Source organism: Delftia sp. CH05, from assembly GCF_009827015.1.
Taxonomy (GTDB): Bacteria; Pseudomonadota; Gammaproteobacteria; order Burkholderiales; family Burkholderiaceae_C; genus Comamonas; species Comamonas tsuruhatensis.
Genome location: NZ_WUMG01000003.1, coordinates 185,396 through 206,050 on the forward strand (window position 1 = coordinate 185,396; position 20,655 = coordinate 206,050).

The following is a 20,655-nucleotide window of genomic DNA, read 5'->3' on the forward strand; positions in this document are numbered from 1 at the left end:
CGCAGCGAGGCTGTCGTCCCCCTTCCAGGGGGAAGGCGCGAAGCGACTCAGGGGGTGTAGCTTCATCTCAGGCATTCCAGCCCAGGTCCTGGGACAGCTGCACGCAGGCCTCGCGCAGGGGCGCATCGATGGCGCCGCCGTATTCGGGGTCGAAGGTGGCAATCGAGCCCAGCGTGGTCAGGCCCAGCACGATATGGCCCGAGGAGTCGAAGACCGGCGTGCAAAACGCCACGATGCCGGGCAGCACGGTATCGACCACGCGGGCGGTGCCGCGCTCGCGCACCTCGGCCAGCATGGCGTCTATGGCCTCGGGGGTGAGCGGCAGGTCCTTGCGCTGGATGCGGCGGGCCTTGTCCACTTCTGGCTCCAGCAGCGGGGCCGTGACCTCGCGCGGCAGCCAGGCCGCGAAGCAGCGCCCGGTGGCCGAGGCCAGCATGGGCATGACGTCGCCCAGGCGCAGATTGGCGGTGACCGACTGCGCGCTTTCCTCCCAGTGCACGATGGTCGGCCCGTGGTTGCCCCAGACGGCGATGGCCGCCGTGTGGTGGATGCGCTCCATGAGCGCGGGCATGCGTTCGCGCGCCAGCCGCACGGGATCCAGCCGCGCCAGCGATGCCAGGCCCAGCTTGAGCGAGGCCGGGCCCAGGTCGTAGCGGGAGGTGCGCGCGTCCTGAGTAACCAGGCCGATGCGCTGGAAGCTCACGAGGTAGCGGTGCGCCTTGGCGGCGCTCATGCCGGCGTCGGACGCCAGGTCCTTGAGCATCTGCGGGCCCCGGGCGCGCGTCAGCGCCTCCAGCAATGTAAAACCGACCTCGACCGATTGAATCCCTGCGCGTTCCTTGTCCATTGCAATAGAATTTGGTTTTGTTTAGTTAAATCAATTTAACTTATCGTAATTCGTGGCTGCGTCGCCATGGGTATCCAGGCCGCTGCCCGGATGCCGTGGCGCGCGGCGGCGGCACGGGGGAGCAGCATGAAACTTGCCACATACAAGGACGGATCGCGGGACGGGCAACTGGTCGTGGTGTCACGCGACCTGAGCCAGGCCCATTATGCGACCGGCATAGCGAGCCGCATGCAGCAGGTGCTCGACGACTGGAGCTACATGGCGCCCCAGCTGCAGGACCTGTACCACCTGCTCAACAGCGGCAAGGCGGTCCATGCCTTTGCCTTCGATCCGCGCCAGTGCATGGCGCCGCTGCCGCGCGCCTACCAGTGGGCCGACGGCTCGGCCTACATCAACCATGTGGAGCTGGTGCGCCAGGCGCGCGGCGCCGAGGTGCCCGCCAATTTCTACACCGACCCGCTGATGTACCAGGGCGGCAGCGACGATTTCCTGGGCCCCTGCGACGATGTGGTGGTGCCCAGCGAGTCCATGGGCATCGACTTCGAGGCCGAGATCGCCGTCATTACCGCCGACGTGCCCATGGGCGCCACGCCCGAGCGTGCGCTGGGCGGCGTGCGCCTGGTCATGCTGGCCAACGACGTGAGCCTGCGCAACCTGATCCCCAATGAGCTGTCCAAGGGCTTCGGCTTCTTCCAGTCCAAGCCCGCCACCTCCTTCAGCCCCGTGGCCGTGACGCTGGACGAGCTGGGCGACGCCTGGAAGGGCGGCCGCCTGCACCTGACGCTGCAGTCCACCTGGAACGGCCGCAAGGTCGGCATGTGCGATGCGGGCGAGGACATGAGCTTTCACTTCGGCCAGCTCATCGCCCATATCTGCAAGACGCGCAATGTGCGCGCCGGCTCCATCGTGGGCAGCGGCACCGTGAGCAACAAGGGCGTGGAAAGCGGCAAGGGCAAGAACCGGCGCATGGAGTGGCCCAAGGGCTACAGCTGCATTGCGGAGAAGCGCTGCATAGAGACCATCCAGGACGGCGCGCCCAAGACCGAGTTCATGCGCTTCGGCGACACCATCCGCATCGAGATGAAGGGCAAGGACGGCCAGAGCATCTTCGGCGCCATCGACCAGAACATCGTCGAGCCTGCCGAATGAGCCGCGTCTGCGCACCCTGGTGGCGCCTGGCGGGCAGGTCGCTGCGCGCCGGTCTGGCCGCGCTGGCGCTGTCGCCGCTGGCCGCGGCATTCGCGGCGCCCCCGGCCGCAGCCCCCGTCACCTGCCCGCCCGAGGCGCGCATGCCCGGCCCGGACGAGATCCGCGCCATGCAGCGCAAGGCGCAGGACCGTGGGCTGCTGTGGCGCATCGAGCACCGGGGCCGCACCAGCTGGCTGTACGGAACCATGCACGCGGCCAAGCTCGGCTGGAGCGTGCCCGGCCCCACGGTGGCGGACGCGCTGCGCGCCTCCGACAGCCTGGCGCTGGAGCTGAACATCCTCGATCCCGATGTCATGAAGGTCTTGTTCGCAGGCATGCAGGCGCGGCCCGATGCGCCGCCGCTGCGCGGCGATCTCCAGCGCCGGCTTGAGGAGCAAAGGCGCCTGGCCTGCGCCGGCCCCGAACTGGCCCTGCTGCGCCCCGACGCCCAGGTGATCTCCCTGTTGTCGCTGGCCGGCCGCAGCGAGGGACTGGACGCGGCCTACGGCATCGACTTCTCTCTGGCCGGGATGGCACGCGCGCTGGACAAGCCCGTGCTGTCCCTGGAGACGCCCGAGCTGCAACTGCGCGAGCTGGTCTCGGACGACCCCGCGCGCGTGGCCGAGACGGTGGAGTCCGGCCTGCGCCAGCTGGAAAGCGGCACCGCGTCCCAGAAGCTGGGGCTGATCGCAGGCGTCTGGGCCGATGGCCGCATCCACCTGCTGGAGAGCCTGCCCGACTGGTGCGACTGCATGGCCAATGCCGCCGAGCGTGCCGACTACGACCGCATGGTCTATGGCCGCAACCCCGGCCTGGCGCGCGAAGTGGCGCGGCAGATCCGTTCCGGCCGCAGCGTGTTCGCCGCCGTGGGCGCCCTGCACATGGTGGGCACGCGCGGCCTGCCGGCGCTGCTGGCGGCCCAGGGCTTCAAGGTGCAGCGCGTGGAGTTCCCCGCTGCCAGCCCGCCCTGAAACATACGGCCGCCGCCTCCATGAACAAAAGCAACAGGGCGCGGCCAGGACCCATCCACACCCATCCCACAGGAGACAACAATGGACCGTAGACAATTCCTGGCCGCCGTGGCGGCCTCATCGGCCGGCATGGCCGCGCCTTTTGCACAGGCGCAGGACTGGCCCGCCAGCAACATCCGCTGGGTCGTGCCCTATCCGCCCGGCGGCGGCACCGACGTGCTGGCGCGCACCGTGGCCGAGGCCATGCGCCAGACGCTGAACCAGACCATCGTGGTGGACAACCGCCCCGGCGCCTCCACCAACATCGGCGCCCAGATCGTGGCCACGGCCAAGCCCGACGGCTACACCATCATGTCGGCCGACAACGCCGTGCTGGCCTACAACGAGCACCTGTTCAGCAAGCTGTCCTTCAACCCCGAAAAGGACTTCACCTACATCGGCGGCATCAGCCGCTTCCCGATGGCGCTGGTGGTGAACCCGAACTTCGAGGCCAAGACCTTCAAGGAATTCCTGGCCTACGTGAAGGCGCATCCGGGCCAGGTCAACTACGCCTCTCCAGGCAACGGCTCGCCCCACCACCTGGCCATGGAGATGTTCAAGAACCGCACGGGCACCTTCCTGACGCACATCCCCTACCGTGGCGCGGCACCCGCGCTGGCCGACGTGATGGGCGGCCAGGTGCCCTGCATGTTCCTGGACCTGGCCTCGGGCCTGCCCGTGATCCAGTCGGGCAAGGTGCGCGCCCTGGCCATCGGCACGGGCAAGCGCGTGCCCAGCCTGCCCGAGCTGCCCACGCTGGCCGAGGTCGGCGTGCCCGATACCGAGGTCTATGCCTTCCAGGGCATCCTGGGCCCGGCCAAGATGCCCCCGGCCGTGGTGCAGCGCCTGAACGCCGAGCTCAACAAGGCCCTGGCCAACCCCGCCGTGGTCAAGCGCATGCAGGACTTCGGCATGGAGGCGCTGCCCGGCACGCCCGAGCAGTTCCTGGCCATGTCGCGCGCGGAGTCCAAGCGCTGGGGGGCCATCATCAAGAGCGCGGGCGTCAAATTGGACTGACCCCCTGAGCGGCTGCGCCGCTTCCCGTTGCACGTCGCCCGTTGCACGTCGCCCCTTCTCGCTTCGCGGAGGGGGCGTACGGGCAGCCGGCGACACCCTCGGTGCGGGGCGGCGCGGCCGGCGTAGGCCCTTCCTCGGTGTCTCTGGGTTGGGCCGTGGCGGGTTTGGGCGCTGGTGTGCTGGCGGTGCCTTTGGGCGTTGCTCATCGCCAATCCAGCGATCAATCCAGCGCCTTCTGCCTGCGCATGGTGGTGAAAAGAACGGCCAGGCTGGCGGCGGCGCCGGCCACGCCCAGGGCGGCGAAGAGGGGGATGCCCCACAGGCGCGGGCCCATGGTCAGCAGGCCGGGGGCCAGGCCCAGGATGAAGGCGCCGGAGACCACGGCCAGGGCCAGGCGGGTGGCGGCGCGTTCCAGGGCCTGGGAGAGGCGGTCGATGTGGCGTATGTCCAGGTCGGCCTGCAGCCGGCCCGAGCGCAGTCTTTGCATCACCAGCCGCAGGGTGTGCGGCGCGTCGTCGGCCAGGTCCATCCATTGCGCCATGGCGGCGCGGCGCTGGCGCGCCAGGCTGCGCAGGGAGTAGCGCTGCAGCAGCTGGGCCTTGACCAGGGGCGTGGCCGTCTGCACCACGTCGAATTGCGGGTCCAGCTGCAGCAGCACCTGGTCGGCCGTGATCAGGGCCTTGAGCAGCAGCGCCATGTCGGCGGGCAGGGCCACGCCGGTTTCGCGGGCCAGGGCCATGAAGTCCTGCAGGGCGCGGGACATGACCAGGCGGCCGTTGCTGGCGCCGGGGCCATGGCGGGTCACGAAGCGATCCACGGCAGCCTCGATGCGCGCGGCCGAGGGCGGGGCGCGGCCGGGCATTTCGCTTTCGGCGGCCCAGTCCAGCAGCACGCCCGAGAGGCTGCGGCCCTGGCCCTCGACCAGGGCGCGCATCAGGCCCAGCACCTGGCGGCGGCGCTGGGGCGACAGCCGCCCGACCATGCCGAAGTCGATGAAGCCCACGCGGTTGCCGGGCAGGGCCAGCAGGTTGCCGGGGTGCGGGTCGGCGTGGAACAGGCCATCGCGCAGCACCATCTGCAAAAACGCGCAGGCGCCACGGCGCGCCAGCAGCGGGCCGTCCAGCGCGGGGTCCGCGCCCACGGCCGAGGCCGGCACGCCCGGCACGAAGTCCTGCACCAGCAGGCGCGGCCCGCTCAATGCCCAGTGGATGGCCGGCACGACGATCTCGGGCTGGGCCGCGAAGTGCCGCGCCACGGCGTCGCCGTTGTGGGCTTCGACGGTGAAATCCAGTTCCTCGCGCAGCGCCTGGCCCAGCTGGCGCGTGACCTCGCGCGGGCGGTAGCGTGCCAGCTGCGGCCATTGTTCCTGGGCCAGCAGCGCCAGGTGCTCTAGCAGGCGCAGGTCGGCCTCGATCTGGGGGCGCAGGCCGGGTCGCTGGACCTTGACCACGACTTCGATGTCGGCAGCGCGGGCCGCAGGGGGGCTGTCGCTGCCGCTGCCTTCCTCCCGGCCTTCCCGGTCATCCCGGCCTTCCCGGTCATCCCGGTCATCCCGGTCTTCGGCCGCAGGCAGCCGCGCGCGGTACACCTGGGCCATGGAGGCCGAGGCCAGCGGCACGGGATCGAAATGCGTGAACACCTGCTCCACGGGCAGGCCCAGCGACTGCTCGATCAACGGCTGGGCCGTCTCCCAGGGCAGCGGGGCGGCGTGGCTGTGCAGTTGCTGCAGGGCGGCCGTCCATTCGGGCGCGAGCAGGTCCGAGCGCGTGGCCATGATCTGGCCCAGCTTGACGAAGCTGGGGCCCAGGTGTTCGAGGGCCATGCGCAGGCGCTCGGGGCGGCTGGCATCCAGCGGATGCTCGGGATGGGGCTGGCTGCCGCGCGGCGCGAAGCGGGCCAGGCCCAGCGTGTCGACCAGGTCGGCCAGCCCGAAGCGCAGCAGCACGCCGACGATTTCCTGCAGCCGGGCACGGTCGCGCACGGCGACCACGGCGGTTTGCAGCATGGGCATCTCCTGTCGGTGGTGGCAATGCGGTCCATTGTGCCGATGCGCCGGACGCCATTGCGCAGGAATCGCCCGCCTCCGGGGCGGGGCTCAGGCCAGCCGCTGCACCTGCACCGCGCAGTCGTAGAAGCTGGGCGCGCGGCCCAGGTCGGTCAGGCGCTGGTGGGTGAGCTCGTTGACATTGGTGCCGTTGTCGCCGTGCTTGCGCCACCAGATGCCCAGGCCGTTGACCACGCCACGGCGCGCGCGGCCGTTGAGGGTGGCGTGGCATTCGTAGCTGCCCCGGTCGTTGAAGACGCGCACGCGGTCGCCCTCGGCCACGCCGCGCGGGGCGGCGTCGTCGGGGTGCAGTTCCACCAGTGGGCGGCCTTCCATGGTGCGCAGGCTCTTGACGTTGACGAAGCTGCTGTTGAGAAAGTTGCGTGCCGGCGGCGAGATCATGGCCAGCGGGTAGCGCGCATCCGTTTCGGCGGTTTCGTAGTTGGGCAGGTAGTCGGGCAGCGGGTCCATGCCGCGCCGCGCCAGCTCGGCGCTGGTGAATTCGCAGCGGCCCGAGGGCGTGGCGAAGCCGCCCTCGGCAAAGGGGGCCTCGGGCAGGGCCAGGGTGGCAAAGCCCTTGTCCAGCAGCTCGTCGAAGTCCACGCCGCGGCCCTCGAAGGCTTCGCGGCACAGTTGCTCGTCTCCCGTCTGGAAATGGGCGGCGGCAAAGGCGTCGTCATGCCGCGCCATGTGCGCGGCCAGGTCGCGGAAGATCTGGCCGTTGCTGCGCGCCTGGCCCAGCGGCGCGATGGCGGGGCGGTTGAGCAGCACGTCGGTATGCCCGTAGCTGCCGTGGATGTCCCAGTGCTCGATCTGCGTGGTGGCCGGCAGCACGTAGTCGGCCAGGTCGGCCGTGTCGGTCATGAACTGCTCCAGCACCACGGTGAACAGGTTCTCGCGCGCAAAGCCTGCCACGACCTTGGCCGACTCGGGCGCCACGGCCACGGGATTGCTGTTGTAGACCACGATGGCGTCCACGCGCGGGCCGAAGCCATTGCCGCCTTCGTGCAGCAAGGCGTCGCCGATGGTGCTCATGTTGATGGTGCGCGGGAGGCGCTCGCCCAGCAGGTGCGGCATCTGCAGTCGGGCGCGCTGCGCGGGCAGGGCGCCGGAGGCGGACAGCAGCAGGCCGCCGGCACGGTGGCGCCAGGCGCCCACCAGGGCCGGCAGGCAGGCGATGGCGCGCACGGCATTGCCGCCGCCGCGCGCGCGCTGCACGCCGTAGTTCAGCCGGATGGCCGCAGGCGTGGTGGTGCCGTAGTCGCGCGCCAGCTGGCGGATCTGCTCCACGGGCAGGCCGCAGACCTGGGCCGCGCGCTCGGGCGGCCACTGCAGGGCGCGGGCCTTGAGTTCCTCCCAGCCCAGCGTGTGGCGCGCGATGTAGTCGTGGTCCAGCCAGCCGTGCGTGATCAGCTCGTGCATCAGGGCCAGCGCCAGGGCGGCATCGGTGCCGGGCAGCAGCTGCAGGTGCTCGTGGCATTTGTCGGCGGTCTCGGTCTTGCGCGGGTCGATGCACACCAGGCGCGCGCCGTTGCGCTTGGCCTCCAGCGCATAGCGCCAGAAATGCAGGCTGCTGCCGATGCTGTTGCTGCCCCAGATGAGGATGAGCCGGCTTTCGGTGAAATGCTCCACGCGCATGCCCAGCTTGCCGCCATAGGTCAGGTTCAGGGCCTCGCCCCCGGCGCTGGAGCAGATGGTGCGGTCCAGCAGCGAGGCGCCGAGCTGGTGGAAGAAGCGCCGGTCCATGCTCTCGCCCTGCACCAGGCCCATGGTGCCTGCGTAGCTGTAGGGCAGGATGGTTTCGGGATCGCGCGCCGCCAGCGCGTGCAGCCGGGCGGCGATGTCGGCCAGCGCCTCGTCCCAGCCCACGGGCTCGAACTGCCCGGAGCCCTTGGGGCCCACGCGGCGCAGCGGGGTGAGCACACGCTCGGGGTGGTAGCTGCGCTCGGTGTATTTGCTGACCTTGGCGCAGAGCACGCCGCCCGTGTGCGGATGGTCGGGGTTGCCCTGGACTCTTTTGGCGATGCCGTCTTCGACCGTGGTCACCAGCGAGCAGGTATCGGGGCAGTCATGGGGGCAGGCGCCCAGGACCTGTGAGGTGGCCTGGAGTGGGGGCGTGGCGGAGGACATGGTGGCAGCGGTCTTGGACAGGGTGGGGACTTTGCGAAAGAACCGTGAAAGCCGGAAAAACAGGAAAAGGCCGTCACGGGCAAGGGGCGGTGCCGGTCTTGCATGCCGCAATCGCCGCTTGTCTTTATTATGCGGACCCTTGCAGCCGGCTGCACGCAGCAACGGCGCCGATTCCAGTGACAAAAACAGGCAAGTTCATGCTCCGACCCAAGACGGCGTTCAGCCGCAGACAGTTCATCGCAGCCAGCACGGCGGCTGCCGCCACCTGGACCGGCGCAGTGCGCGCCCAGGACGCGGGAGGCACCATCGTGCTGGGCCAGTCCTGCCCGATGACGGGCCCCGCGGCACAGATCGGCCAGCCCTTCCATGAAGGCGCCAAGCTGTACTTCGAACAGCTCAACGCGCAGGGGGGCATTGCCCGGCGCAACATCGAACTGCGCGTGATGGACGACGGCTACGAGCCCGAGCGCTGCGCGGCCAATACCCAGCGCTTCCTGTCCGACGACGTGTTCGCGCTGTTCGGCTACGTGGGCACGTCCACCAGCATGGCCGCGCTGCCGCTGCTGCAAAAGGCGCGCGTGCCCCTGTTCGCGCCGCTGACGGGCGCCGACGCGCTGCGCCAGCCCCAGCTGGCCCAACTGGTCTTCAACGTGCGCGCCTCCTATGCCGACGAGACGGCGCTGATGGTGCGGCACCTCACGGGCCTGGGCCTGAAGAAGGTGGCCGTGCTGCACCAGAACGATGCCTATGGCGAGTCGGGCCTGGCTGGCGTCAAGGCGGCGCTGGCCGCCAAGGGGCTGGAGCCCGTGGGCGCGGCCACGGTGGAGCGCAACTCGAACAATGTGGCCGCCGCCGTCAAGACGCTGGTGCCGCTGGGCGCCGATGTGATCGTGCAGATCGTCACCTACTCGGCCAGCGCGGCCTTTGTGCGCGCGGCGCGCCAGGCGGGCTTTGGCGGGCAGTTCTACAACGTCTCCTTCGTCGGCTCGCAGGCACTGGCGCAGACGCTGGGCAAGGATGCCGAAGGGGTGGTCGTCACCCAGGTCGTGCCCTCGCCCTTCCAGACCTCGCGCCAGATCACGCGCGATTTCCTGGCGGCCATCCAGAAGGGCGGCGGCAAGCTGACGCCCAACTACTCCAGCATGGAAGGCTATCTGGCGGCACGCGTGTTCGCCGATGCGCTGCGCCAGGCCTCGGCCTCGGGCAAGCCCACGCGCGACGGCCTGGTGGCCGCGCTCGACGCCATGCACGGCCAGCAGGTGGCCGGCTTCCCGCTGGCCTTCAAGCCGCAATCGGCCAAGCCGCGCTTCGTGGAGTTGTCCATGCTGACCGGCGACGGCAAGGTCCGGGTGTAGGCTTGCAGCATTGGAGAAGGGCCGGGCCCCTTTCCCGGCTTTCCCTTCGGGTTGGCTCTGCGCGCAGGCGCTCGCGGCGTTGCAGCGCTTGCCAAGGCATGAGCCTTGGCGGCGCACTGCGCCTTGCGATCACCAGCGCGCAGAACCAACGCGGGTACTTAAAAGTGCATAACACGCTCTAGAAGGAGAACCCCATGGCCTTGCTGCAGGAGCTGCTGGACAGCGCACCCGAGATCACCGCGCTGCGCCGCGACATACATGCCCATCCCGAACTGTGCTTCGAGGAACTGCGCACCGCCGACTTGGTGGCCCGGCAGCTCGAAGGCTGGGGCATTGCCGTGCACCGCGGCCTGGGCCGCACGGGCGTGGTGGGCACCATCCACGGCCGTGACGGCGGCGCCAGCGGCCGGGCCATCGGGCTGCGCGCCGACATGGACGCCCTGCCCATGCAGGAGTTCAACACCTTCGAGCACGCCAGCCGCCACGCCGGAAAAATGCATGCCTGCGGACATGACGGCCATGTCGCCATGCTGCTGGCCGCCGCGCAGTACCTGGCCGTGCACCGCGACAGCTTCGAGGGCACGGTGCACCTGATCTTCCAGCCGGCCGAAGAGGGCGGCGGCGGGGCGCGCGAGATGGTCGAGGACGGCCTGTTCACCCAGTTCCCCATGCAGGCCGTGTTCGGCATGCACAACTGGCCGGGCATGAAGGCCGGCACCATGGCCGTGGGCCCGGGCCCGGCCATGGCGTCGAGCAACGAGTTCCGCATCGTCGTGCGCGGCAAGGGCGGCCACGCGGCCATGCCGCACATGGTGATCGACCCGCTGCCCGTGGCGGCCCAGCTCATCCTGGGCCTGCAGACCATCGTCAGCCGCAACGTCAAGCCCATCGAGGCGGGCGTGGTCTCGGTCACCATGGTCCATGCGGGCGAGGCCACGAACGTGGTGCCCGACAGCGTGGAGCTGCAGGGCACGGTGCGCACCTTCACGCTGGAGGTGCTGGACCTGATCGAGCGGCGCATGAAGACCCTGGCCGAGAGCATCTGCGCGGCGCATGACACGCGCTGCGAGTTCGAGTTCGTGCGCAACTACCCGCCCACCATCAACTCCGCGCCCGAGGCCGAGTTCGCACGCCGCGTCATGGCCGAGGTCGTGGGCGAGGCCAACGTGCTGCCCCAGGAGCCGTCCATGGGCGCCGAGGACTTCGCCTTCATGCTGCTGGAAAAGCCCGGCGCCTACTGCTTCATCGCCAATGGCGACGGCGACCACCGCGCCATCGGCCACGGCGGCGGTCCCTGCACGCTGCACAACCCCAGCTACGACTTCAACGACCAGCTGATCCCGCAGGGCGCCACGTTCTGGGTGAAGCTGGCCCAGCGCTGGCTGAGCGAGCCCACGCGCTGAGGCCCTTGCAGGGTCCGGCCGACACCGGCATGTCACACACCGCACCTAGCATGCGGTCCCTGTGACCTCCATCGAATCCTCCACGGCCGCCGCGCAGGGCGTGGTCGTCCAAGCCCGGCAGCTCAAGCGCATCCACGGCGAGCGCGCCGTGCTCCAGGACATCAGTCTGCAGATCGCCCCCGGCGAGGTGCTGGCCCTGCTGGGGCCTTCGGGCTGCGGCAAGACCACCCTGCTCAAGATCCTGGCCGGGCTGGAGCAGCCCAGCCGCGGCGAAGTCTGGATGGGCGGGCAGTGCGCGGCCAGCGCCTCGCAGTCCCTGCCGCCCGAGCGGCGCGAGCTGGGCCTGGTGCTCCAGGACCATGCGCTCTGGCCCCATATGAGCCTGCAGGCCAACGTGGCCTTCGCGCTGGAAATGCGCGGCCTGCCTCGCGCGCAGATCCACGAGCGGGTGCAGCAGACCCTGGGCCTGGTCGGGCTGCAGGGCATGGGCGAGCGCCTTCCCGGCAGCCTGTCGGGCGGCCAGCAGCAGCGTGCGGCGCTGGCCTGCGCCGTGGTGGAGCGCCCGCGCCTGGTGCTGCTGGACGAACCCCTGTCCGGCCTAGACGGCAACCTGCGCGAGCGCCTGTGCGAGGAAATTCCCCAGCTGCTGCGCAGCCTGGGTTGTACGGCCGTCTATGCGACGCAAGACCGCCAGCAGGCCTTCGCCGTCGCCGACCGCGTGGTCGTGATGGAGCACGGCCGCATCCTTCAACCGGGCAGCGCCCGGGGCCAGGCGCCGGCCCCCGCGCCTTGCGGGGCCGACCGATGGCCCATGGCCGGGCACCTGTGCAGCGCAGCGTAGGAGGGGCGTAGCCGGTCTCGGTTCGGATGACGATGAAAAAAGCACGGTCGTTCTAAATTCCTGCATTTTTGGCTACACTGTGCCGCTACACGAACCGCCCACCAGGAGACCCGCCATGTCCGATCTGAACGCCGCCTTCGAGGCCGCCGTCAAGAACTCCACCTCGATCAGCGAGCGCCCCGACAACGCCACGCTGCTCAAGCTCTACGCGCTGTACAAGCAGGCCACCGAAGGCGACAACGAGGCCAAGAAGCCCAGCTTCACCGACATGGTCGGCCGCGCCAAGTGGGACGCCTGGGAAAAGCTCAAGGACACCTCGGCCGACGACGCCAAGCAGCAGTACATCGACCTGATCGAATCGCTGCGCTGATCAACACCACCACCGATCGCAGACACAGGCAAGGCCCCGGACTCCGGGGCCTTGTCGTTTCCGGCCACGGCCCCGGCCGGGCTCAGTACTTGTTGGAAAAGTTCGCGCTGATGCGCTGGCGCAGGTACTCCGCGCCCGTGATGGGCGGGTACTTCTTTTGCGGGCCCTCGATCACCGCGTCCTCGTTGGCCTGGCAGAAGAAGGCCAGGCTGTAGCGCGCGCCCTGGTATTCATGGGGCAGGGGATTGCGCACGCGGTGGAAGTTGCTGGGCAGCTGGTCGTCGCTCCAGCGCGTGAGCATGTCGCCGATGTTGCAGGTGATCACGCCCTCCACGGGGTCCACGGGCGTCCATTGCTGGCCCTCCATCTCCTTGCCCGGCAGCACCTGCAGGCCGCCCTGGCCCGCGCGCTGGAACAGCAGGGTCAGGCAGTCGAAGTCGGTGTGGGCGCCTGCGCGCCACAGGCCCAGCTCATCCTTGAGCGCGGGATCGACCGCGAAGTAGTGCAGCATGCGCAGCGTGCTCTGGTAGGCGGGCACCGAAGGGTCGTGGGCGCGCGTGAAGAAGTCCGCATCAAAGCCCAGCTTGTGCGCAAAGCATGACAGCAGCTGCATGCCCACCTGCCAGCACTGGCGCTCAAAGTCCAGCGTGGCCTGCTGAAAGCCCGGCAGCTCCTGCTGCGTGGGCCACAGGCCGGCCATGCGCGGGCGCGTCACCTGGTAGGACTCCTTCTGGTCGGGCGTGCGCGTGGAAGGCCGGATCTGCGCCTTGTGCTCCCAGCCCGCATTGCGCGACAGCGGCCACTGCGCCTTCACCTCGCGCGGCAGGGCGAACAACTGCTCGGCACGCCCGAAGGCCGCATCGATATCGGGCTGGGGAATACCGTGGCCCGACACCTGGAAGAAGCCGATCTCCACCGAGGCCTGCCAGATCGCATCGGCGATCTCGGCCTTGCGGCGGTCGAAGTCGGAGATGTCGATCACCCGCACCTCCCGTGCGCGCGTCTCCTGCCCCTGGCCGCCCATGCGGGCCTCCTTGGCGAGTTCACCCAGCGCGTAATCTGACGCCGGTGCCGAAGGCAGGGTGGAGTTGGCAAGCATGTTCATGGTCTGTTTCCTTTGCCGCAAAGGCAGTGGCAAGGCACGCGGCGGCCGGCGCAAAAAGACACCGATCCCGCCCGTCGCTCTTGAAGTGGCTGACAGGGCACAGGTCGCAGCCACGCCGCTCCCGCACCCGCTTCAAGAGCAATGACCCGCGCCGGCACAGACCGGCAAGCTGAACGCTTCTACTCTTGCCAACCACCCAAGCAAACAGCGCGCCAGCCCGCGAAGGCCGGTTCATGGCCGCCTGCGTTCCATAGTGGTGCAAGAGGGCCGGGCAGCTTGGTGCACGCGCCGCATCGGAACCGTCTGGCACCAATCTGATGCATGCCCGCCGCGTCGAAAACCGGCGCGGCCCAGCCCAGTGACGCCGAGGAAGGGCCGCACCGCACCGAGGGTGTCGTCCCCCTCCCGCGCAGCGAGAGAGGGGGAAGGCGCGAAGCGACTCAGGGGGTGGTACGCACTTTGCATACAAGGACGAACGAGTAGAAGCGTTCAGCACGCGCCCAGTGCGCGTTGCCCGGAAATTGCTCATGTCACGCCAGCCGCCCGGCCCCATGCCAGCGGCCGGTCCCCATGTTGATAGCGACTGAGAGTTCCACCATGCAACGCCGCCATTTCCTTGCCGCCGCCGCCCTTCCCGCTGCCAGTGCCGTGATGCCCGGTGCCTTCGCCCAGGGCAAGGCGCTGACACCGCTGAAGTTCACGCTGGACTTCCGCGTGACCTCGCAGACCGCGCCCTTTTTCGTGGCGCTGCAAAAGGGCTACTACCGCGACGAGGGGCTGGACGTGAGCATCGACGTGGGTTCGGGCTCGGTGGCATCCATCACGCGGGTGGCCAGCGGCGCCTACCAGCTGGGCCTGGGCGACATCAGCTCGCTGATCGAGTTCCAGGCGCAGAACGCAGGTGCCGCGCGCGTGCAGGCCGTCTACCAGTACTACAACCGCGCGCCGTTCGCCATCATCGGCCGCAAGGACCGGGGCATCACGGGCGAGTTCGCCAGCCTCAAGGGCAAGAAGGTGGCCGCCGCCGCCGTGGAGTCCACGCGCCGCGTCTGGCCCCTGGTCGCGCAGCGCCAGAACCTGCCGGCCGACCTGTTCGCCTGGACCACGACGGAGTTCTCGGCGCGCGACAACGTGGTGGTGCGCGGCGATGTGGATGCGGCCACCTATTTCCATGACTCGGCCGTGTCGCTGTTCGCACGCATCAAGCCCGAGGAGCTGTCGGTGCTGCGCTACACCGATGCGGGCGTGCAGCTGTACGGCAATGCCATCCTGGCCTCCAGCGCTCTGGTGGCCGAGCAGCCGGCGCTGGTGGCGGGATTCCTGCGTGCCAGCAACCGTGCCCTCATCGAATGCCTGGCCCAGCCTGCGCTGGCCGTGGCCGCCGTGCGCCAGCGCGAGCCCATCCTGGATGAAAAGCTGGAACTGGCGCGCTGGGCCATCACCTCGCAATACCTGGCCGCGCCCGATACGCAGCGCCACGGCCTGGGCGACATCGACCCGCAGCTGCTGGCCCGACAGGCCGAGCAGGTCAGCCAGGCCTTCGGCCTGAAGGCACCCGTGTCGGCCGATGCGCTGTTCAACCGCAGCCTGCTGCCGCCGCTGGCCGCGCGCATGGCCAAGGCCTGAGGGAGTGCACATGGACCACGCCACCGTTTCACTGCCCCTTGAGGCCTCGCTCGACGAGCGCGACGGCCTGTACCTGCGCCGCGCCATCGCCATGGCCGACCGCGCGCGCCAGCGCGGCAACCGCCCTTTCGGCGCACTCATCGTGGCCGCCGATGGCCGCGTGCTGGCCGAGGCCTCCAACGCCAACGGCGAGAGCGGCGACTGCACGGCCCATGCCGAGCTGTCGGCCATCCGCCTGGCCAGCCCCCTGCATGACCGCGAGGCGCTGTCCGCAGCCACCTTGTATTCATCGGCCGAGCCCTGCGTGATGTGCGCGGGCGCCATCTTCTGGTCGGCCATAGGCCGCGTGGTCTACGGCATAGACGCCGTGCGCCTGCGCGAATTCCGCGGCGAGCGCCTGGACCAGAAGGATGCCGAGCTGTCCTGCCGCGATGTGTTCGCCGCCTCGTCCCACGCCATCGAATGCATAGGCCCGGCGCTGATCGGCGAGGCCGCCGCATCGCACCAGGGCGCCTGGAAAAGCTGACCCGGCCCCGTTCCGTCCCCACCGTTTCTTTTGACCACCAGAGAGGAAGCCCACCATGCAAAAACGACTGTTCCTGCACACCGTCCTGGCCCTGTCCGCCAGCGCGGGCCTGGCAACGGCCCATACACAGGCCCACGCGGCCACGCCGCTGAAGTTCCAGCTGGACTGGCGCTTCGAGGGGCCGGCCGCCTTCTTCCTGCAGCCGGTGGCCAAGGGCTACTTCAAGGACGCGGGCCTGGATGTCACGGTCGATGCCGGCAGCGGCTCGGGCGGCGTGGTGCAGCGCGTGGCCTCGGGCGCCTATGACCTGGGCTTTGCCGACATCGCGGCGCTGATGGAGTTCCAGGCCAACAACCCGGACATGCCCAACAAGCCCGTGGCCGTGATGATGGTCTACAACAACACGCCGGCCTCGGTGATGGCGCTCAAGAAAAGCGGCATCGCCAGGACGGCCGACCTCACCGGCAAGAAGCTGGGCGCGCCCGTGTTCGATGCGGGCCGCCGCGCCTTCCCGCTGTTCGCCAAGGCCAACCAGGTCGGCACCGTGCAGTGGACGGCCATGGACCCGCCGCTGCGCGAGACCATGCTGGTGCGCGGCGACGTGGATGCCATCACGGGCTTCACCTTCACCTCGCTGCTGAACCTGGAGGCGCGCGGCATCAAGGCCGCCGACGTGGTGGTCATGCCCTATGCGGACTTCGGCGTGAAGCTGTACGGCAACGCCATCATCGCCAGCCAGAAGCTGATCAAGGAGAACCCGGCCGCCATCAAGGCCTTCCTGCAGGCCTTCGCCAAGGGGGCCAAGGAAGTCATCGCCAACCCGGGCGCGGCCATTGCCTACGTGAAGGAGCGCGACGGCATCGTCAACACCCAGCTGGAGACGCGCCGCCTGCAACTGGCCATCGACACCGTGGTCAACAGCGCCGACGCGCGTGCCGAGGGCTTTGGCCAGGTCGTGCCCACACGGCTGTCGCTGATGGCGTCGCAGGTCTCCGATGTCTACGCCACCAAGACGCGCGTGAACCCGGCCGAGGTCTGGAACGGCAGCTTCCTGCCGTCTGCGGCCGAGCTGAACATCCTGCCCAAGAAGTGACGACAAAGTGATTGACACCGTGCGCGTGCGCCAGCGGGTGGCGTGCACGGCCCTTGCCTGCTGCCTGACATGAATTCCTCCACATCCCACGGCGATGACGACGCCTTCTTCGTCGAGTTCCGCGACGTCTGGCTTGCCTACAACGAGGAGCTGCTGCGCGCCAACCACTTCGCGGTCGAGGCCATCGACCTGCAGGTGCGGCGCGGCGAGTTCATCGCCATCGTCGGCCCCTCGGGCTGCGGCAAGTCCACCTTCATGAAGCTGACCACGGGGCTGAAGATGCCCTCCATGGGCCGCGTCATGGTCAACGGCGAGCGTGTGACCGGGCCGCTGAAGATCTCGGGCATGGCCTTCCAGGCGCCGTCGCTGCTGCCCTGGCGCACCACGGTGGACAACGTGCTGCTGCCGCTGGAGATCGTGGAGCCGCACCGCTCGCAGTTCCGCCAAAAGCGCAAGGAGTACGAGGCGCGTGCGCGCGCCCTGCTGCAGAAGGTGGGCCTGGGCGGCTACGAGGACAAGTACCCCTGGCAGCTGTCGGGCGGCATGCAGCAGCGCGCCAGCATCTGCCGCGCGCTGATCCACGAGCCCCAGATGCTGCTGCTGGACGAACCCTTCGGCGCGCTGGACGCCTTCACGCGCGAGGAGCTGTGGTGCGTGCTGCGCGACCTGCAGGCCGAGCAGCGCTTCAACGTCATCCTGGTCACGCACGACCTGCGCGAAAGCGTCTTCCTGGCCGACACCGTGTACGTGATGAGCAAGAGCCCGGGCCGCTTCGTGGTGCGCCGCGACATCGAGCTGCCGCGCCCGCGCGAGCTGGAGCTGACCTACACGCGCGAATTCACCGACATCGTGCACGAGCTGCGCGGCCACATCGGCGCCATGCGCAAGACCGGCGCGGCCATCCAACAATAGAACGGGGGAGATTCACATGCACAAGAAATACGCGGAACGCTGGGCGCCCTGGGTGCTGCTGCTGGCGGTCATCCTGCTGTGGCAGGTCATCTGCTCGGCCTTCGAGGTCTCGGAATTCATCTTCCCCAGCCCCTGGGCCATCGGCCGGCAGCTGGCCGAGTTCAGCGGCATCATCGCCGCCCACGCCTGGCGCACCTACTGGGTGACGATGGCGGGCTTTGGCATCGCCATCGTGGTGGGCGTGCTGCTGGGCTTTCTGATCGGCTCCTCGCGCCTGGCCTATGCGGCGTTCTATCCGCTGATGACCGCCTTCAACGCACTGCCCAAGGCGGCCTTCGTGCCCATCCTGGTGGTCTGGTTCGGCATCGGCGCGGGGCCGGCCATCCTCACGGCCTTCCTGATCAGCTTCTTTCCCATCATGGTCAACATCGCCACCGGCCTGGCCACGCTGGAGCCCGAGCTGGAGGATGTGCTGCGCGTGCTGGGCGCCCGGCGCTGGGACGTGCTCATCAAGGTCGGCCTGCCGCGCTCCATGCCGTACTTCTACGGCTCGCTGAAGGTGGCGATCACCCTGGCCTTCGTGGGCACCACGGTCAGCGAGATGACGGCGGCCAACGAAGGCATCGGCTACCTGCTGGTGTCGGCCGGCTCGTCCATGCAGATGGGCCTGGCCTTTGCCGGCCTGATCGTGGTGGGCGCCATGGCCATGGTGATGTACGAGTTGTTCAGCGCCATCGAAAAGCGCACCACGGGCTGGGCCCGGCGCGGCTCGCAGGGCGAGTGAGGGAGAATCCGGCCATGACGCCCGCACCCGCGACGACACCTTCCATGACGCCCCTGACCGACGAACAGGCGGCCCGCCAGCTGCGCCGCGCAGGCGCCGTGGCCGAGCGGGCCATGGCCATGGGCCGCCATCCCTTTGGCGCGCTGCTGCTGGCGCCCGATGGCGAGACCGTGCTGGCCGAGCAGGGCAACATCGACACGGTGAACCATGCCGAGTCCACGCTGGCGCGCACGGCCGCCGCCAACTATCCGGGCGCCTACCTGGCGCAGTGCACCCTGGTCACCACCTTCGAGCCCTGCGCCATGTGCGCCGGAACCATCTACTGGGCCGGCATAGGCCGCGTGCTCTACGGCGCCGAGGAAACGGCGCTGCTGGCGCTGACGGGCGACCATCCCGAAAATCCCACGCTGTCCCTGCCCTGCCGCGAGGTCTTCGCGCGCGGGCAGCGCAGCGTGCAGGTCGTGGGGCCCGTGCCTGCGCTGCAGGAGGAGATGCTGGCGCCGCACCGGGGCTTCTGGCAACAGGGCTGAGCCGCCTGCGCGGGCGGCTCAACTGCGGCAGCCGGCCAGCGCGTCCAGGGGCTTCTGGTAGGTGGGGCTGGTCACGTCCAGCAGGCCCAGGGTGGTGTGGTAGAGGTTGTCGTGCGACAGCGGCGCGTCCAGCTGGCCGCGCACGCAGCGTTCGGACACGCCGGTGCGCTCGCCCAGGTTGCCCAGCCAGGCAATCATGGGAATGTGCTTTTGCTCGTCGGGCGCCATGGCGTAGGGCATGCCGTGCAGGTAGATGCCCATCTCGCCCAGCGACTCGCCGTGGTCGGACATGTAGACCATGCCGGTCTGGTAGCGCGATTGCTGGCGCGTCAGCCAGTCGATGGTCTGCGACAGGAAATGGTCGTTGTAGCGGATGGAGTTGTCGTAGACATTGACCACCTGCTCGCGCGTGCAGCTGGACAGCGCATTGGTCAGGCATTCGGGCTGGAAGACCTTGGTCTCCGGCGTGGAGCGCTTGTAGTAGGCCGGCCCGTGGCTGCCCATCTGGTGCATGACCAGCACCACGCCGCGCTCGCGGCGCTCGCGCGGCAGCGCGGCGATGCGTTCGTCGATGCCGCTGAGCAGGATGCCGTCCAGGCATTCTCCATCGCTGGAACACAGGGCCTTGCCGTCGGGCGTGTCCAGGCGGTCGGCGGTGCTGGCGTTGGGAATGCGGTCGCACACGCCCTTGCAGCCGGCCTGGTTGTCCAGCCACAGCACGGCCAGGCCGGCGCTGTACAGCACGTCCACGAGGTTGTCGTAGTCCACCTTGCTCTTGTAGAAGCCGGTGCGGCCCAGGTGCGAGAACATGCAGGGCACGGATTCGCGCGTGCTGGTGCCGCAGGAGGTCACGTTGCTCCAGTTGAGCACCTGGCGCCTGGCCAGCTCGGGCGTGGTGTCGCGCGCATAGCCGTTCAGGCCCCAGTTGGCGGCGCGCGCCGTCTCGCCCACGACGATGACGAACAGCGGCGGCTTGCGCTCGGCCGCATAGGTGGCGCCCAGCGTGGCGCCGGCCGCAATGCTGGCGAACGGGCGCTTGGGCCGCAGGATGGGCTTGAGCACCGCATCCAGCGAGGCCAGCACCGGGCTGACCGGATTGAGCATGTGGCGCATCCACAGGTTGTTGCGGACCACGGGCGCCAGCTCGCGGTACGAGACAAAGACCGAGGCCGCCAGCAGCAGCACCGAGGCGGCCAGCAGCGCCAGCGTGCGCAGCACGGTCTGCATGCCGCGGCGCGGGCGGATGACGCGCAGCCGCAGCAGCCAGGCCGTGGGCAGTCCGGCCACCAGCAGCAGCTGCAGCAGCAGCTGGGGGTTGAACAGGTCGCTGCTCTCGCGCAGGTCGGTCTGCAGGATGTTGTTGATCATGCCGCCGTCCATCACCGTGCCGTAGGCGGTCATGAAGTACTGGGCCGCGCCGGCAATCCAGGGCAGGGCAATCCACAGCGGCTTCATGCCGCGCGGCCAGGCCGTCAGCGACAGCAGCAGCAGCAGGCCGCCCAGGCCCAGGGGCAGCAGCCGCAGCACCAGGGCGGCCAGGCTGCCGTCATAGCCTTCCAGGTGGGGCAGGCGCCGCCACAGCGCCCAGTTGGCGGTGGCCAGCAGCCACAGCGCCAGCACCAGGGCCACGGCCTGGGGCGAGCGCGGTGCGCTCCAGGCCGTGCGCAGCCGTGCCGGGAGGCTGGCGGGGGCCGCCTGGGCAGGCTGGGCAGAAGATGGGGCCGGGGCTTGGCCGGTGCCGGAGGAGCCGGCAAAGGGGGGGCGGGCGAGCAGGCGTTCTGACATGGCCGCGAGCGTAGAATTCGCAGCTTAAGAACATCTGAACCCCGCGTTCAGACTCCGTTCAGCTTGAACCCCTGCCGCCCCCCCCTTGC

The 20,655-nt window shown here is 69.3% G+C and carries 18 protein-coding genes; 13 read left to right on the forward strand and 5 right to left on the reverse strand.

The genetic code is table 11. The annotated features are described in order from the left end of the window. Positions 1-67 precede the first annotated feature (67 nt). Complete coding sequence (locus GRX31_RS04380) at positions 68-847, reverse strand: IclR family transcriptional regulator (protein ID WP_012203056.1); 780 nt, start codon at positions 845-847, stop codon at positions 68-70. Between the two features lie 126 nt (positions 848-973). Here GRX31_RS04380 and GRX31_RS04385 point away from each other — a divergent pair, with 126 nt between their 5' ends. The 3 genes from GRX31_RS04385 to GRX31_RS04395 all read left to right on the forward strand — a co-directional run bounded on the left by GRX31_RS04385 (position 974) and on the right by GRX31_RS04395 (position 4,062). Then, on the forward strand, positions 974-1,996 hold the full coding sequence (locus GRX31_RS04385; protein WP_026062874.1) for a fumarylacetoacetate hydrolase family protein: 1,023 nt from the start codon (positions 974-976) through the stop codon (positions 1,994-1,996). Continuing rightward, a complete protein-coding gene (locus tag GRX31_RS04390) occupies positions 1,993-3,006 on the forward strand; it encodes a TraB/GumN family protein (protein WP_160851651.1) in 1,014 nt (337 codons plus the stop codon). Before GRX31_RS04385 ends, GRX31_RS04390 begins: the two co-directional genes overlap by 4 nt. A gap of 81 nt (positions 3,007-3,087) precedes the next feature. After that, on the forward strand, positions 3,088-4,062 hold the full coding sequence (locus tag GRX31_RS04395) for a Bug family tripartite tricarboxylate transporter substrate binding protein (protein ID WP_016446620.1): 975 nt from the start codon (positions 3,088-3,090) through the stop codon (positions 4,060-4,062). 220 nt (positions 4,063-4,282) lie between these two features. Here the strand turns inward: GRX31_RS04395 and GRX31_RS04400 are convergent, their stop codons facing one another. After that, positions 4,283-6,067 carry an ABC1 kinase family protein gene (locus GRX31_RS04400; protein WP_160851653.1) on the reverse strand — a complete coding sequence of 595 codons (1,785 nt, stop codon included), beginning with the start codon at positions 6,065-6,067 and terminating at the stop codon, positions 4,283-4,285. Between the two features lie 90 nt (positions 6,068-6,157). After that, positions 6,158-8,236, reverse strand: a complete 2,079-nt coding sequence (locus GRX31_RS04405) for a molybdopterin-containing oxidoreductase family protein (protein WP_160851654.1) — start codon at positions 8,234-8,236, stop codon at positions 6,158-6,160. A gap of 197 nt (positions 8,237-8,433) precedes the next feature. On the opposite strand from GRX31_RS04405, the gene GRX31_RS04410 reads away from it, so the two are divergent. The 4 genes from GRX31_RS04410 (at position 8,434) to GRX31_RS04425 (ending at position 12,205) form a co-directional block, all read left to right on the forward strand. After that, entirely contained in the window at positions 8,434-9,591 is a 1,158-nt protein-coding gene (locus GRX31_RS04410) for an ABC transporter substrate-binding protein (RefSeq protein WP_016446617.1), read from the forward strand. A 194-nt stretch (positions 9,592-9,785) separates the two neighbouring features. Beyond that, a complete protein-coding gene (locus GRX31_RS04415) occupies positions 9,786-10,994 on the forward strand; it encodes a M20 aminoacylase family protein (protein WP_133073434.1) in 1,209 nt (402 codons plus the stop codon). A 61-nt stretch (positions 10,995-11,055) separates the two neighbouring features. Beyond that, positions 11,056-11,835, forward strand: a complete 780-nt coding sequence (locus GRX31_RS04420; protein ID WP_160851656.1) for an ATP-binding cassette domain-containing protein — start codon at positions 11,056-11,058, stop codon at positions 11,833-11,835. A gap of 115 nt (positions 11,836-11,950) precedes the next feature. Then, positions 11,951-12,205 (forward strand): acyl-CoA-binding protein, encoded by a 255-nt coding sequence (locus GRX31_RS04425; RefSeq protein WP_012203065.1) that lies wholly within the window; start codon positions 11,951-11,953, stop codon positions 12,203-12,205. A gap of 82 nt (positions 12,206-12,287) precedes the next feature. On the opposite strand, the gene GRX31_RS04430 is transcribed toward GRX31_RS04425, so the two are convergent. After that, positions 12,288-13,310, reverse strand: a complete 1,023-nt coding sequence (locus GRX31_RS04430; protein WP_047468388.1) for an isopenicillin N synthase family dioxygenase — start codon at positions 13,308-13,310, stop codon at positions 12,288-12,290. A gap of 597 nt (positions 13,311-13,907) precedes the next feature. Between GRX31_RS04430 and GRX31_RS04435 the strand changes: the two genes are divergently transcribed. From GRX31_RS04435 to GRX31_RS04460, 6 genes are all read left to right on the forward strand, one after another. Then, positions 13,908-14,936 carry an ABC transporter substrate-binding protein gene (locus tag GRX31_RS04435; protein ID WP_043780730.1) on the forward strand — a complete coding sequence of 343 codons (1,029 nt, stop codon included), beginning with the start codon at positions 13,908-13,910 and terminating at the stop codon, positions 14,934-14,936. Between the two features lie 10 nt (positions 14,937-14,946). After that, positions 14,947-15,462: a nucleoside deaminase gene (locus GRX31_RS04440; RefSeq protein WP_012203068.1), complete on the forward strand. Its 516-nt coding sequence runs from the start codon at positions 14,947-14,949 to the stop codon at positions 15,460-15,462. A 55-nt stretch (positions 15,463-15,517) separates the two neighbouring features. Next, entirely contained in the window at positions 15,518-16,555 is a 1,038-nt protein-coding gene (locus tag GRX31_RS04445; protein WP_160851658.1) for an ABC transporter substrate-binding protein, read from the forward strand. A 69-nt stretch (positions 16,556-16,624) separates the two neighbouring features. Further along, the gene (locus tag GRX31_RS04450) at positions 16,625-17,467 is read left to right on the forward strand and encodes an ABC transporter ATP-binding protein (RefSeq protein WP_017406667.1); all 843 of its coding nucleotides are present in this window, start codon (positions 16,625-16,627) and stop codon (positions 17,465-17,467) included. Between the two features lie 16 nt (positions 17,468-17,483). Continuing rightward, positions 17,484-18,251, forward strand: coding sequence for an ABC transporter permease (locus tag GRX31_RS04455; RefSeq protein WP_012203071.1), 768 nt, complete (start codon positions 17,484-17,486; stop codon positions 18,249-18,251). A gap of 14 nt (positions 18,252-18,265) precedes the next feature. Further along, entirely contained in the window at positions 18,266-18,781 is a 516-nt protein-coding gene (locus GRX31_RS04460; protein ID WP_126311247.1) for a nucleoside deaminase, read from the forward strand. Between the two features lie 18 nt (positions 18,782-18,799). On the opposite strand, the gene GRX31_RS04465 is transcribed toward GRX31_RS04460, so the two are convergent. Beyond that, the gene (locus tag GRX31_RS04465; protein WP_160851660.1) at positions 18,800-20,566 is read right to left on the reverse strand and encodes a phosphoethanolamine transferase; all 1,767 of its coding nucleotides are present in this window, start codon (positions 20,564-20,566) and stop codon (positions 18,800-18,802) included. Positions 20,567-20,655: the final 89 nt, after the last annotated feature.